Source organism: Bradyrhizobium sp. CCBAU 51627, from assembly GCF_028128765.1.
Classification (GTDB): Bacteria; Pseudomonadota; Alphaproteobacteria; order Rhizobiales; family Xanthobacteraceae; genus Bradyrhizobium.
Genome location: NZ_LBJG01000091.1, coordinates 194415 through 207664 on the forward strand (window position 1 = coordinate 194415; position 13250 = coordinate 207664).

The 13250-nt window shown below is 56.3% G+C and carries 14 protein-coding genes and 1 pseudogene; 5 read left to right on the plus strand and 10 right to left on the minus strand.

Annotated elements, in window-relative coordinates; genetic code table 11:
• Nucleotides 1-918 (minus strand): nucleotidyl transferase AbiEii/AbiGii toxin family protein, encoded by a 918-nt coding sequence (locus tag XH88_RS36190; protein WP_271672949.1) that lies wholly within the window; start codon nucleotides 916-918, stop codon nucleotides 1-3.
• A complete protein-coding gene (locus tag XH88_RS36195) occupies nucleotides 905-1759 on the minus strand; it encodes a type IV toxin-antitoxin system AbiEi family antitoxin domain-containing protein (RefSeq protein ID WP_271672950.1) in 855 nt (284 codons plus the stop codon). Before XH88_RS36195 ends, XH88_RS36190 begins: the two co-directional genes overlap by 14 nt.
• 39 nt (nucleotides 1760-1798) lie before the next feature.
• Between XH88_RS36195 and XH88_RS36200 the strand changes: the two genes are divergently transcribed.
• A complete protein-coding gene (locus tag XH88_RS36200; protein WP_271672951.1) occupies nucleotides 1799-1999 on the plus strand; it encodes a hypothetical protein in 201 nt (66 codons plus the stop codon).
• Nucleotides 2000-2262: 263 nt separating this feature from the next.
• Here XH88_RS36200 and XH88_RS36205 read toward each other — a convergent pair whose 3' ends face one another.
• Entirely contained in the window at nucleotides 2263-2541 is a 279-nt protein-coding gene (locus XH88_RS36205; protein ID WP_271672952.1) for a hypothetical protein, read from the minus strand.
• A gap of 21 nt (nucleotides 2542-2562) precedes the next feature.
• Between XH88_RS36205 and XH88_RS36210 the strand changes: the two genes are divergently transcribed.
• Nucleotides 2563-3003: a hypothetical protein gene (locus XH88_RS36210; RefSeq protein ID WP_271672953.1), complete on the plus strand. Its 441-nt coding sequence runs from the start codon at nucleotides 2563-2565 to the stop codon at nucleotides 3001-3003.
• A gap of 164 nt (nucleotides 3004-3167) precedes the next feature.
• Nucleotides 3168-4289: a Fic family protein gene (locus tag XH88_RS36215; RefSeq protein WP_271672954.1), complete on the plus strand. Its 1122-nt coding sequence runs from the start codon at nucleotides 3168-3170 to the stop codon at nucleotides 4287-4289.
• Nucleotides 4290-4439: 150 nt separating this feature from the next.
• On the opposite strand, the pseudogene pyk reads toward XH88_RS36215, so the two are convergent.
• The 5 genes and pseudogenes from pyk to XH88_RS39155 all read right to left on the minus strand — a co-directional run.
• Nucleotides 4440-5371: pseudogene (gene pyk / locus XH88_RS36220) on the minus strand (pyruvate kinase); the annotation flags it as partial.
• 103 nt (nucleotides 5372-5474) lie between these two features.
• A complete protein-coding gene (locus tag XH88_RS36225; protein ID WP_271672984.1) occupies nucleotides 5475-5960 on the minus strand; it encodes an Lrp/AsnC family transcriptional regulator in 486 nt (161 codons plus the stop codon).
• Nucleotides 5961-6374: 414 nt separating this feature from the next.
• Nucleotides 6375-8039, minus strand: coding sequence for an FAD-dependent oxidoreductase (locus XH88_RS36235; protein WP_442868512.1), 1665 nt, complete (start codon nucleotides 8037-8039; stop codon nucleotides 6375-6377).
• 28 nt (nucleotides 8040-8067) lie between these two features.
• Nucleotides 8068-8457 (minus strand): phosphoenolpyruvate hydrolase family protein, encoded by a 390-nt coding sequence (locus tag XH88_RS36240; protein ID WP_271672955.1) that lies wholly within the window; start codon nucleotides 8455-8457, stop codon nucleotides 8068-8070.
• Nucleotides 8454-8699 (minus strand): Tm-1-like ATP-binding domain-containing protein, encoded by a 246-nt coding sequence (locus tag XH88_RS39155; protein ID WP_333909286.1) that lies wholly within the window; start codon nucleotides 8697-8699, stop codon nucleotides 8454-8456. The genes XH88_RS36240 and XH88_RS39155 overlap by 4 nt, the downstream gene beginning before the upstream one ends.
• 219 nt (nucleotides 8700-8918) lie before the next feature.
• Here XH88_RS39155 and XH88_RS36250 point away from each other — a divergent pair, with 219 nt between their 5' ends.
• Nucleotides 8919-9113, plus strand: coding sequence for a hypothetical protein (locus XH88_RS36250; protein WP_271672956.1), 195 nt, complete (start codon nucleotides 8919-8921; stop codon nucleotides 9111-9113).
• Between the two features lie 285 nt (nucleotides 9114-9398).
• On the opposite strand, the gene XH88_RS36255 is transcribed toward XH88_RS36250, so the two are convergent.
• The gene (locus XH88_RS36255; RefSeq protein ID WP_271672957.1) at nucleotides 9399-11711 is read right to left on the minus strand and encodes a S9 family peptidase; all 2313 of its coding nucleotides are present in this window, start codon (nucleotides 11709-11711) and stop codon (nucleotides 9399-9401) included.
• Nucleotides 11712-12395: 684 nt separating this feature from the next.
• Here XH88_RS36255 and XH88_RS36260 point away from each other — a divergent pair.
• Nucleotides 12396-12716: a hypothetical protein gene (locus XH88_RS36260; RefSeq protein ID WP_271672958.1), complete on the plus strand. Its 321-nt coding sequence runs from the start codon at nucleotides 12396-12398 to the stop codon at nucleotides 12714-12716.
• A gap of 348 nt (nucleotides 12717-13064) precedes the next feature.
• On the opposite strand, the gene XH88_RS39160 is transcribed toward XH88_RS36260, so the two are convergent.
• Nucleotides 13065-13217 (minus strand): zincin-like metallopeptidase domain-containing protein, encoded by a 153-nt coding sequence (locus XH88_RS39160; protein WP_333909287.1) that lies wholly within the window; start codon nucleotides 13215-13217, stop codon nucleotides 13065-13067.
• Nucleotides 13218-13250: the final 33 nt, after the last annotated feature.

Consider the following 13250-nt stretch of genomic DNA (forward strand, 5'->3'; position numbering starts at 1 on the left):
TTAGGCGCGAGACTTGAGGACTTTTTCCAGGGCCGCAACGAGCTCTGCGCGCTTTTCCTTCGATAGCTTGTCGAGATTCTGCTGACGCCATTTGACGGCAGGCAGATCGGCGGCGGCGGGGATGCCGAGGAGATCCCAATCAGGCTCGCCGCGCTCGAACGATACGAGAAATTTCCGGTGAGCCTCTGGCATCTTACCGACAATTTCTTCGACCAGGGTCTTGCGCGCGGCAACCAGCTCGCCCTTTGAAACGGGCTTGTCCGTCATTCCTTCGAAGCCGTGGAGAAATTCATCACTGATATCTTTTTGTGGCGAGCCAAGTACCTCGAACATCGGCCTGTCGTGACTCAAGAGATAGACGATGAAGGCCTTGCGGAGTTCATCGGTAATTCCCTCATTGGCCAGCAGGTCGCGAATATCGAACAAATCACGTGGATGCTGGCGATCCAAAGCGGCGACAATTTTTCCGCCATAGAGGTCAGCAAAAGAGACCGTGCGAGCCTCAGCGAAACCAAACGCCTCTTCGACGGCGGGAGGCACCGAAGTCACGACCGGCTCGAAGACGCAGCCACGCAGCACGGGCGTGACTTCAATCTTGATCTGGACGTTCTGCGAGCGAACCACCAGTTTGACGATCGTGCCCTCTTTACGGGTCTCATGGACCTGTGCCCCGAGGATCTTCTCTTTAATCTCTGCAACGATGCGCTTCATGGCTGCATCGATGTCGGAAAGGGATTCAGCTCGCGGCGCGACAGGAATATAGATTAGATCGATATCGACCGAGAGGCGCGGCAGGTCGCGGACGAAAAGATTGATCGCGGTGCCGCCTTTCAGGGCGAAGCATTTCTCTTCGGCGACAAATGGGAGAACGCGCAGCAACAGCGCGACCTGTTTTTTGTAAGCATCAGCGAACGCCATGGAGATCTCCCGGCACCGTTATCTTATAGGTCGGATCGAGAACACCACCTTTGACGAGCATGCGTTTACCATGTCCAAGATCGACGGCTTGCTTGTTAAGCCGTTTGAGCCAAGCATGGTTGTGACGGTCGGCGAAGTAAAAGAAGAGACGCTTCACCTTAACGCTTGCGCAATCCTTCAGGAGTTTTTGCAAGCGATCGGGCCGAAGATTGGCAAGGCCACCGAGTAGAGCATCGACCTGTTCGAAGCTTTCGTTGTTGGGCAATTCGTCGAGCAGCTCGAAAACGGCGCGCTCGGGCGTCGACAGGGTTAGAGGCCAGTCCCATTGGCCCCAGTTCAGTTGAGTTACGTCGCCTCCCCGAAAAGCCGTATCATCGAGCATCTTCCCGGTTTCGACATTCCAGCGGACACTGCTTATGCCCTTCGCGACGGGTTCGTTTTTGAAGAGCCGCCGGTCGTTGTGGTAGACGAACTTCACGGACAGCGGCAGCTTGTTCACCCAGGATGGCGGAGACTTGGGGCCGTAGAGGTGAACGCGAGTCGTCGCTTGCGGCAGGTAGTGAGCGTATCCTTGTAATTCGAGCGCCGTTCGCCCGCCCACGACGAGCGGTGAATAGTTCAGGATGCCCTGCAGGGATATGACGACCTGCTGCCAGCTCAATTCGTAGCGCGGTCGCCGGAAAACCCCGCGGGTTGGCTGTTCGAGCCAGCCACGCGTCACATACAGATGTTGGAGCTGGGTGGAGTAGCCGTGCCGCTTGAGCCAGGCGGAATCCACGACAAGCCCCTCAGGCAGGAGCTTGTCGAGCTGGTTTAGGAGTTGGCCTTTTTGTCTATCCATGATTGATATAATAGCATATTTTCAAACCGAAAGGCTAGTTTGAAATTATCTAAATTTATCAAGCATCAGTTGATTCTGGCGCCATTATCCAAACCATCTACTTCTACCGGGACGCGTCCTGTGGATGATGATTCAGGAACAGTTGCGAAACGAACAAATAAAGAACAAATTGACGTTACAAATGACCAAACCCAGCAGGCTCAAGGCAACTCGAAAGAGATGAAAGATGGAAGGCAGTGAATTCAAACCGGACGACCTGGTTCGAGTGAAATCGGGCGGCCCGTGATGACAGTCGAAAAGGTCGGCATAACCGCAATGCTCCAGAAGAGGCGGTTTGGTGCGTCTGGTTCGAGAAGGTTGGGAACAAGCACATCGCTCAGGAAAAGAGCTTCTCCCCTGTCGTGCTGAGAAGGCCGAGAAGCCGAACAGGGCATTCTCGGTCGGGATCGTCAGGTCCTAAGGTGCGTCATGGCGTTTCGCGGTCTCTTCATCGGCATCGACCGTTATCGATCGAATACGCTTAGGGCAAAGGCAATGCCTGACACGAGCGCATCGGGCGCTCGGAGACCAAGTTGACGAAGATTCGCAAAAACATCCTCAATAGCCAGTTGGTGCCGCGCGATTGTCGGAAAACTATCGCCGGCGAAGCTCTCGAGAAGATCGGCTTGCGCAATGATGTCTTTGTGGCGCGCCGCAATCTCGACCTGAGTCGGCCAGCCTGCGCCATTGCGCACGAAATTGGCGGAGTCTTCGCGAACAATCGTCGTCGCTTTACGCAGCATGTTGGCTAGCGTCGGCGCCTGTTGATCCTCACCACTGATAACGCGAGCCAGCTCCGGCAAATTTCACAGCGTGGACTGGTCGGCTGCGACGACGAACGGGTTGTGGAAGTTGGGCTGGCCAGCCAGTTGTTGAACACGGGCAAGGACAGCGGCGTTCGTTGGATGTGGCTCTTGCTGGATTATCGCAAGCCGGCGCCGGGGACCATAGGGGTCCACGAACATCGGTGCGTCGCTGTAGATCAGCGTGAGCGGACCAATGGCGGGGCTCTCCTGTCGGAGATGGTGCTCCCAGACTTTGCAGCTTATATCGACGGTCTGGGGGATCGGGGTGCTATTTTCCCAATTCTGAATGGTCGTCCGGCTGACACCGAGCCGGTCAACAGCGTCTTGCTGGGTCAATCCCAGGCCCTGCCGCCATGCTTTGAATTCTGCTGCGTTGATTTGAAGAGCTCAGAAACTTGAACGTATCTCATAATTCAAGCCAAATTACTGAGCTTTTCGAGGACTCTTACTTATCCTTCCCTCTAAACGTGCGGAGATTATCCACTACTTTCACCGCACAATATGCGGAGAATAACTTGCTTTTGCGGAAATTGGGCACATATTCTCCGCAACAGGTGCGGAGAATGACAACTTATATCCATGAGCTGAAGGACTGGCCCCACTTCACCTGGGACGCCTCAAAGCTTGCCCAGAAGCTGGCGGCGGTGCGCAATCGCCAGGGACGTCTTTCGGGGCGTATGGAGGAGCTCGGCATCAGACTCAAGACAGAAGCAAATCTTGAGGCCCTCACCGAAGAAGTCACCAAGTCGAGCGAAATCGAAGGCGAGGTTCTCAGCCGCGAACAGGTGCGTTCATCGCTGGCACGTCGTCTCGGAATCGATATCGGCGCCCTCACCCCTTCCGAGCGCAACGTCGAAGGCATCGTGGAGATGATGCTCGACGCCACTGGAAAGTACAGCACGCCCCTCAGCGCCGAACGGTTGTTTGGCTGGCAGGCAGCCTTGTTCCCCACCGGGCGCAGCGGCATGAACAAGATCACCGTCGGTGCCTGGCGCACTGAGGCGTCGGGTCCGATGCAAGTCGTCTCGGAGCCGATCGGACGCGCGCGGGTACATTACGAAGCCCCCAAAGCCGCCTTGCTGGCCGACGAGATGAAAGCCTTCATTGATTGGTTCAATGGCGAGCAGCAAATCGATGCCGTGTTGAAGGCGGCGATTGCGCACCTTTGGTTCGTCACCATCCATCCGTTCGAAGACGGCAATGGCCGCATTGCCCGCGCGATTGCCGATATGGCGCTGGCCCGCTCCGAGAACAGCTCGCAGCGCTTCTACAGCATGTCGGCCCAGATCCGGCAGGAGCGTAACGCCTACTACGATATTCTGGAAGCCACCCAGAAAGGTGAACTCGACATCACCGAATGGCTCGAATGGTTTCTTGATTGCCTCGATCTTGCCTTCGATCGCGCTGACACAATCCTGGCGTCAGTTCTTCGAAAGGCCCGCTTCTGGAAGAAGCATGCCGATCAAAGCTTCAACGACCGCCAGCGCGCAATGATCGAACGCCTATTCGAAGGCTTCGAAGGCAAGCTCACCTCGTCGAAGTGGGCGCTGTTAACGAAGTCATCGCAGGACACAGCTCTGCGTGACATTGACGATCTTGTCGCAAAAGGCGTGCTGACCAAGGACGCGGCCGGCGGCCGCAGCACGAGCTATTCGCTAACTGACGCGGATGCTGCTAATCGCTAATCAAGCGATCGCGTCGAGCTTCGCAGTGGCTGCGCCAAGTTCCGCAGATAACGCATCATAGATCTTGACGAGGATCTCACCATACCCCGGCGCTTCTTCCCCGGTTGAATGCCGAAACGCCTTAGTTGTTTCTGAAGAGCTTGGTTAGGCCCCGCTTGCCGATTCAGCAGATAGCATCACTGCATCGGCTCCATCATAGATGGCGGTAGCGACAGCTGAGGTTTCCGCCCGCGTCGGGATCGGCCCAGCCACCATGGAATCCAACATTTGCGTTGCGACGATGACGGATTTTCCGGCACGCTGACAGGCGCGCAGAGCTCCTTTAGGTACCTCCTCGGGCGGGATTTCGACGCCAAGATCACCGCGCGCCACCATAACGCCGTCTGACAAGCCAATGATGTCGTCGATTCGATCGAGCACCATCGGCGTCTCGATTTTCGCCATCAAACCTGCGGCCTCGCCGATAGGGAGCGTGCCTCAATCAGGTCGGACGGTTTCTGAACAAAGGACAAGGCCACCCAGTCGACCCCAAGATCAATGCCGAACGCGAGGTCGGCGCGATCTTTCTTGGTGAGCGGAGATAGGTCGAGCATGGCCCCCGGTACGTTGACCCCCTTGTGGTCCGACAGGCCTCCGACCTCCACTTGCGCAACGATTTCTCCGTCTCGCGGCTCGGTGACCCTCAAGCGCACCCGGCCATCGTCAATGAGAAGTTCTTGTCCGGGATGGACAGCTGCAAAAATCTCCGGATGAGGCAAGGGTATCGATTGCTTTGCTCCTTTGGTTCCATCGATCACAAAGCGGACCGTTTCTCCAGCACGCAAAACCAGCCTGCCTTCTTCAAGGGATCCGATGCGGAGCTTTGGACCTTGGAGATCCTGCAGGATGCCTATCGGCCGGCCGAATTCCCGCTCGGTTCACGGATACACACATAACTCTTGGCGTGGCCTTCGTGGGTTCCGTGACTGAAGTTTAGCCGAAAGATATCTACCCCGGAAAGGTAGAGAGCACGTATCTTCTCAGGCTCGGCACTTGCCGGACCGACTGTTGCCACGATCTTTGGCGTGACGCGAGCGACGCAACGTATCCTCCATCCGAAGATTGTGATCGATCTAGCCATAAAGTCCAAAGCCGCCCCTTACTGACTGCGGTCGACGGTAGTTGAGCAAGCCAATGTCCTCTTCGTCAGTCGCTTAACACCATGCGATGGAGACCTATTGGCAACGTAAATCCTGCTTTGAACCGATCCATGACCACCATTGTTTCAATGCGCTTTATGTCTGAACTTTCCTCTGAAAGGCGCCGGGCAAACCGCTCGTAATCTTCCATATCGTTTACGGTAACTAGCAAGACGAGGTCAGCCAGACCTGTAACATAGAATGCGCTCATCACTTCAGGCATCTTGCTAATTTGCCTCTTTAGACGATCAACGGTATCGGCACGCGCGCGCTCCAAGGAAATGAGAACCACTGCGGTCACATTACGCCCAATTGCTTTTGGAGAAATGATGGAAACGTCGGCCTCTATGACACCCGTCGATCGAAGGCGCTTCAGCCGACGTTGAACTCCGGATGCGGATAGGCCGACCTTCCGTCCAAGTTGTTCACTACAGAGGCGATTGTCTCGTTGGACGAGATCAAGAAGACGAAAATCGATCTTGTCGAGTTGCATCACTGCCTCGCGGCCAGCGGATTGCGATCGCGTCGGGGAAGCAGACGCCTGCGCCGCTTGTCCTGACATTTTCGCCTCCTCACTACGCCGCCTAGCTGTTGAACGATCGATTTCTCCCGCTGTCATTTGTCTTTGAACACCTATCGGGAGCCCAGCTCTTTGCGATACATCGAAGACAGTTGGTGCGGCGATCTCCCCCTCCGCTCACCGAACTCGGACGCGACCGCCCTCTCGAGGATGTCGCGGGGCGGGGCCGACGTTTCTATCGATGCGCGCCCCCGGACCCGAGAACATATCCCCCGACGAGTGTGGTAGACGGTCAAGCTCGGGAGGCGACGGCTTTTTGCTCCTGATCAGCGGAAAGCACTATTGCGTTGACGGTGCGATATGCGAATACGATGGCGGGACCGATTGTTATGCCTGCCCCGGATAAATTCCGCGCATCGGCGACGTCATGTCATTGCCGCAAGTATAAAAACCCTGGATTGCCTTGTTCATCCAGGACGTTTCCGTAACTATCCGTCGCCAATCCGGTCGCCGTGCCAAGCGTTGCCGCAACGATCGGCAGCGCAACAAACGGTCCGTTTTTGATTGGTCCAAGATTTGGATTTTTTCCGACGGTCGGATCGCCGAGCGTGCGATTAAAACCCGATTCCCCACGCTTAAAGAGGGGATCCCGTCCTTGGGCAGCGTGCCCGTTGTGTTCCTCGATCGTCTTTTGAAGCAAAGGGGATCTAGTCCCAGCTGCTCTGCGAGCTCAGAAATCGTTTCACCTGCCTTGACGTAGCCAAAGCGGACATATTTGCCGATGCTCAAGGTCCAGGGCCATGGCAGTAGGTGTCCCATGCCCCTCAATCGAACGAACTGATGATCGCAGATGAAGTAGAATGGATAGCCGTTTTCAAACATTGCCAGGCAAATATCGCGATACGAATTCGATTCGTTGACGAAGCGTCTGGCATTTGGACCGACAGCAGAGACCCCAGGACGGCCGCGGTCGAGCCAGTCGTATGGCACAACCTGCGAGCCGCTGCCGCGTTTCAGGATCGAAACCGGGGTCCAGAAGCCCGCCGATGCGACATCTTCGTCGATGGCGGCCCCGAGCATAGTTGCAAGCCCAATGCCGTCACCGTTAACATCGGCGTGGGCCAACGTAACATCATGCTGGTGTGCACCACTGAGGTCCGTTCTCAACTGCGCGTTCCGGGCAAAGCCGCCAGTTGCGAGAACAACACCACGTGAGGCGCGCACGCGGATGCCAACGTTGATCCGCTTGATAATGGCACCCGTGACGCGTCCGCCTTCCTTCGTGAGTTCGACCGCTAGAGAAGATGGCCAAATTTCTACGCCGTACTCGCGCAGGCTCACCAGCAGCCGCGCGATCAAGGCATTCCCGCCGCTGAGCTCAGTACCACGCCTGAAGCTGAGCCGATCCCACGCATAGCGGCTCAGGCGAGTTAAGACGTGTTTGAGCGACGCAACAGATTGGAGTGGGTTGAGAAAGCTTCTCACCTCACTCGATGAGATCATCATGCCCCCGATCACAACCCGAATGGGATCACCAATCAAATCGAAGTCCTTGCCTAGAAGCCGCCCATCATAGGGGGCGGGGCTCAGTGCCCGTCCCTTATCAGCGCCGCCAAGCTGGCTCGAGAGATAATCGGGCGTAGTGGCCAGGGTAACCTTGACACTCGTGCCGTTCTCGAGCGCGGTTAGCGCCGCCGGGCCGTCTTCAAGATAAGCATCAATGAATTGCGCACGATAATGAACGCCGAGTTCGTGCTGCGGGTATGTCCTCGCATTGGCGATGGTGTCATCGATTTTAGCCGCGCGCGCCTGAGCAGAACAAGGAACCCAGATCATGCCATTCGACAGGGCCGTCGTTCCGTCAAGTCGCGGAGATTTCTCGCATACAATGACGCGCAGTCCGGCCTTTGCCGCATAGAGCGCCGCCGACAGTCCAGCCGCGCCGCTTCCGATCACGAGGACATCTGTCTCCCAGTCTTGATCCGCCCTCGTCTCTCCTTTGGAGGCGAAAGCGATCGTGTCCGGCTTAGCTCGGTCATTTGGTGCGTTCATGCGGCCTCGCTGCACGTTGCAGTGAACATCAATGAGTTTGCGGAAGCGGGACAGCCTTGAATTCCGCCGCCGCTGTTTTCACTGCCCGCTCAATTGGAATTCTGTCGATCGAGGATGCGCCAACAAAGCCGACACACTCGGTCGTCCGATAGACCTCGATCGTATCTTCAGGCTTGGCAATTGCCCCACCATGGCAAAGCGAGAGGACGTTCGACCGGATGCTTCGCGCCGCCGCGTGGATCTCATTGATGCGCCGGATCGCCTCCTTGAGGGATTGCCCCTCCTCTTGACCGACCAGCCCGCCGCGCGTTGCGCCGACATGTGGGACCATGCAGTCGGCCCCTGCACTTGCCATCGCTTTGGCGTCTTGAGGACTTGCGACATAGGCAAGCGACGTCCTTTCAGCAATCTGCTTCAAGAGTTCCGTGGGGTCTTCGCATCTGCTGGTTTGTCGCCGTCATCCCTCCTAGTGCCAATGTCGATCAGGATGGTCTTGCGGCCGCACGCCTCGATAATATTCGCAAGGTAAGACGCCTCGCGGCCCTTGGTATCCAGCGTGGCCACGATCGCGACCGCATCCGTAGTCGCGGATCCAGTCGCCAGTTTGGACAGGTTACCATCACGGGCCGACCTCTGGTCGTCCGTACAATGGTGAGACACGATCTTCCTCCCAGAACCATTCCTAACAACAGGTAGTCTAGACCCGGCTCTACCCGGGTATAAGATCGGTGAGGCGTCCAAATGGGTAACATTGGGTAGAAACGTTGAGCGAGTGTTCCCGGCAAACTTACCACACAGATGTCGGACATAGCTAAAGGCGGACAATTGCAAGTCTACGCACGCTCTTTGCGCAGCCTTCCAGAAGGCTCTCTACTGGTCATGGCGATCCTGCCAATCCTCGACTGGAACGACTGTCGTTTGCGAGACTTGGTAACCCTCGACCAGGCAACGTCCGCTCCTCATGTCTATGCGGCGATAATCATGATCGCCCCGTTCGCTTGCTGGGAGGATATGGCCGTATCGTTGAAGGATGCCGACATCAGCGGCGTCGCCAATTTCCGCCCGCATTTATGATCGAGCGGTCGGCGGAGGGCGTACCTGTTGATGCCGGACAGGAGCTCGAACTTCCGCGGATGGAATGGTTCATAAAGCGATTTGGCTCCCATCTGGACGGACTGATCCATCTACCAGCAGAGGCTCTTACACGGACGATGAGCGAGGAGAGGTCCGGCACGATATATCCTAATAGACGCAGAACTGTACGTTTCGTACCGCAATGGAAGCGCCAATGACCCACCGTCACCCGCGCTTCACACGAACGCTGAATCGGCCAAATAGTCCGGCCGTAGAACGCGGACATCACTTGTGAGATTCGATCGAGCTAATTAGTTTTTGGCCATCACGTCCTCGCATCCAGCACCGGCTCAGCGACTCGATCGAAGCCGCGTTCCAATTAGGCGGTGTCTGCCAAAGAATGTTGCGAACGAAGAAGTCCACGAGCTTTAGTTCGCAGTAATTGCCTGGCACTCCGTGGTTCGCGTTCGGCACCACAAGCATGTCGAAGAATTTTCCTGCGTCGATAAGACGGTCGGCAAGCTGGAAGGTGGATGATGGATCGACGTTTTCATCCAGTTCGCCGACAATCAGCAACAGCTTACCTCGTAATCGGTGCGCGTTGTCGACGGCGGAGGATTGTGAATATTCGATGCCGACCGGCCAGCCCATCCACTGCTCATTCCACCAGATCTTGTCCATTCGGTTGTCATAGCAACCGCAATTGGCGACCCCAACCTTGTAGAACTCAGAATGGAAGAGGAGTGCGCTCACCGCATTCTGACCACCGGCGGACGCACCAAAAATGCCAAGGTTTGAAATATCGTACCACGGATAGTTTACGCTCGCCGCCTTGTGCCACAGGATTCGGTCGGGAAGCCCACCGTCCTTCAGATTTTTCCAGGCGACGTCGTGGAACGCTCGCGACCGGTTGTTCGTCCCCATTCCATCGATCTGTACAACGACGAATCCAAGTTGCGCGAGCGGCTCGGCCGATGCTGAGAATGACTTCGGAACGAACGAACCGTGAGGGCCAGCATATATTCTCTCAACGACCGGATATCGCTTGGTTTGATCGAAATTAATGGGAAGGTGAATGACCCCCCAAATATCAGCCTCGCCATCTCTCCCCTTCGCATGAAAGCTGAGCGGCGGCGTCCAGCCAGCGGCCACGAGCTCCGAAATGTCGGCGCTTTCGACCTGCATGAGCTCCGAATTGTCAGTGGTTCGATATAAGACCAGGCTCGGCGGAAGATCGATTCGTGAACACAGGTCTACATAGTAGTGGCCATCTGGCGAGAACTCGATGTGATGATTTGCCGCTCGAGGGGTGAGCGCAGTCAGGCCCGTCCCGTCAAATTCGATTCGGTAGCCATGGATGAAGTAAGGATCTTCGCCTGCGTTCATTCCGCTCGCGCCAAACCAGATCCGGCGGGTCACCGGATCGACAAAATAGACCGTGCGGACCACCCACTTGCCTTTGGTGATCTGATTTTTAATCTCGCCGGTTCGGCCATCGAATAGGTAAAGATGCTCGTATCCGTCGCGCTCGGACGCCCAGATGATCTCCTTCCCGTCTGCAACGTTATACTGAAAGATTTTGCCAGCGCACGCTTGGTCCATGTTCAGCGGCTGATAGTCGACGAAGGTCTTGCTGCACTCGTCGATCAGCGAGCGGACTTCTCCGGTGGCTGCCACCACTTCTAGAAGGCGATAGAGCTGATGGCCTCGTTGATTATACTTAAAAGTGAAACCTCGACTGTCCTCCCACCACTCGATCGGCGAAAGTTCGTAAGGATTTCGGAATAGACTGTTGTCGAGTTGGATCTCGCGACGGCTGCTGATCTCAAAGAGCACCGGGTGTGATACTGTCAACAGGTCGCCAGGCTTAGGATACGTCATGGTCCGGCGCCTCGGATGAAGCTGGTCGGTCGGCGACGATTCGACGAAATGAATTTTACGCTCGTACCCGGGGCGGAACCGGTATCCCGCAAGATAGCGCGAGTTCGGAGACCACCTCAGTGTGGACAACGCGTAGTAGTTGCTCTCGGATCCGTCCCAGGTCAAGGGCATGTCCTGCGAGCCATCCTTGCTGCACAGGAATAGATTGTGCCTATTGATATAGGCCAGCCATTTACCATCAGGAGATGCGCTTTTTTCCTTCGGATCATTTTCTACCGGAGGGCTGCCATAGGGGTTCTCCTCATGGACTTTGGAGGAAGCGTTCTGGGCTAGACAGGTGTAGCTCACAAGATCGCAGCTCCACCTGGTGCTATCGATCTGGAAGCTGATCTCGCGACCATCGCTAGCCAGGTCAAAGCGACGAAACGGCAGATTGTCAGCGTCGCAATGCCTCTGCGTTGCTCGGGTCAGGGCGGCAGCCAGCTTATCATGATCAAAGGCCAGCTGTTTTGCGCCCGTGACAGCGTTCACGAGGATGAATTGGCGCCGGCCCCTTACCCTTCGGCAATAAGCAAAGGCCTCACCATCTGACATCCAGAACGGCACGTCCGCGACATTGACCGTGAGCTGACCATAGTAACCGTTGATCGAGAGCGCTCGTTCGTAATCCGCTACCTGCAGGATCTCGTGTCCCAAACTATCTTTCCGGCGGTCCACGGCTTCCTCCTCATCTGAGCTAACGGAGCGATCGTTAAGGTGCCCCGTATACGAAAGGAGCAATAAGGCTCGCTGATAGCGTGCGGCTAAGTCGCGGGCCCAAAGATCGCCAGTGCCCTTTCGGCTCAATCCCCCTTGAGCTCCGTCCAAGTCATCCTTGCAGAAATGATGCCATCGAAGCTGCAGGCGTTATTACGTTGTTATCTGATCCCCCTTGTCGGCTAGAGAAGAACAGTAACACGAACACGAATGTGTAAAATCAAACACAGACTAGGAGTCGGCAGTAGCGGCAGGCCGAGCGAATAACGTTAGGCAGCGGTCATCTCCCCGCAGCCGCGACTCCTCGAGAAATATGAACTTGCTTCGGACGCGAATGCGAGAGCATACAAGCACACGCGACCTCGCACATTTGCGCCACAGCACGCGGCTTCAAGTGGCAGGTAGTTGCCAGAACCTCCGAGCTGGATGTCGCTGCGGTCTCGTGGACATTTGTCTGAAGGACATCCAACGTGTGTTTGATGCAACCTTGGCTGAATTGCTTCAATCCTGTCGTGGGCGCTACTCTTGCCGCGGGCGACGCAGAAGCGTCTCTACCAGAATGCTATGGACCGCCCCAGGAACATATCTCCTTGAGAAAGCTGAACCCGAGCGCCTTTGCCCGTAAACTCGCTAACGAGGTGACGATTGGTTATGTTCGTGTCTCTCACGCTGGGGGACTGCCAGTTTTCGCCTGCTGCAGCCGTTCGAAGACTGCTGCAATGGTTCGACCTGCGCAGCGCGGGCTCGGAACACGAGGACGCGTTAGCAGCGGTCGTGGTTCGCGCCTCGTTCGAATACATGTTTGCCGACCGCTTCACGGGCGCCGGCTGGACCTTTCCCGAACAATTGTTCAAAGACGTGATCCGCGGGGCTGCTGAAGGGAAAGAGGCAAGCAAGATCGCAGACGACATTTCGATTGCTCCGGAACATTCCCGACCGAAAAACGAAATGGAGAGAGGCTGGTGAGAATTGGAATGCCTTCGTCAACTCGGTACTCAACGACGATGCGCTGAAGCAATGGACCCAGAAGCAATTCCTGGCGAGCGTCTTCGGGCCAACGCAAGACTGAAAATACCCCGGAAGTACTGGAAGAATGCCAATCCAGAATGAAATTTCGTGAGACCAGCCAGCGCGACGATTAGAAGGGCAACTTAATAAAGCGCGCCGTGGCTCAGGCCGCGGCGGAATTTTTGGCCTGAAACCGACACAGGAAGTCCGCCGCCCGCTGGGCATTGGACGAGGTCTTGAAGATCGCGCGTTTGTCGTTCTTCAGCACCTTGATCTAAGAGGGCATATGGGAAGTGTGCCCCTCCCTCACACCTCCGGTGTCAGGCCGAGACGATCGGCGGACAGGACGGCCGCGCCAAGCTCTGCGACTACCCCTTCCATGGCATAGCCTTCATCGCCGAAGCGCTTGCGGCCGAACTCGCGATTCAGGCGGCTCTCGTGGCGGTATGTAGTGTCCAACGCCAGTCATTGCGCGCGTCCGCGGCAGAAGTG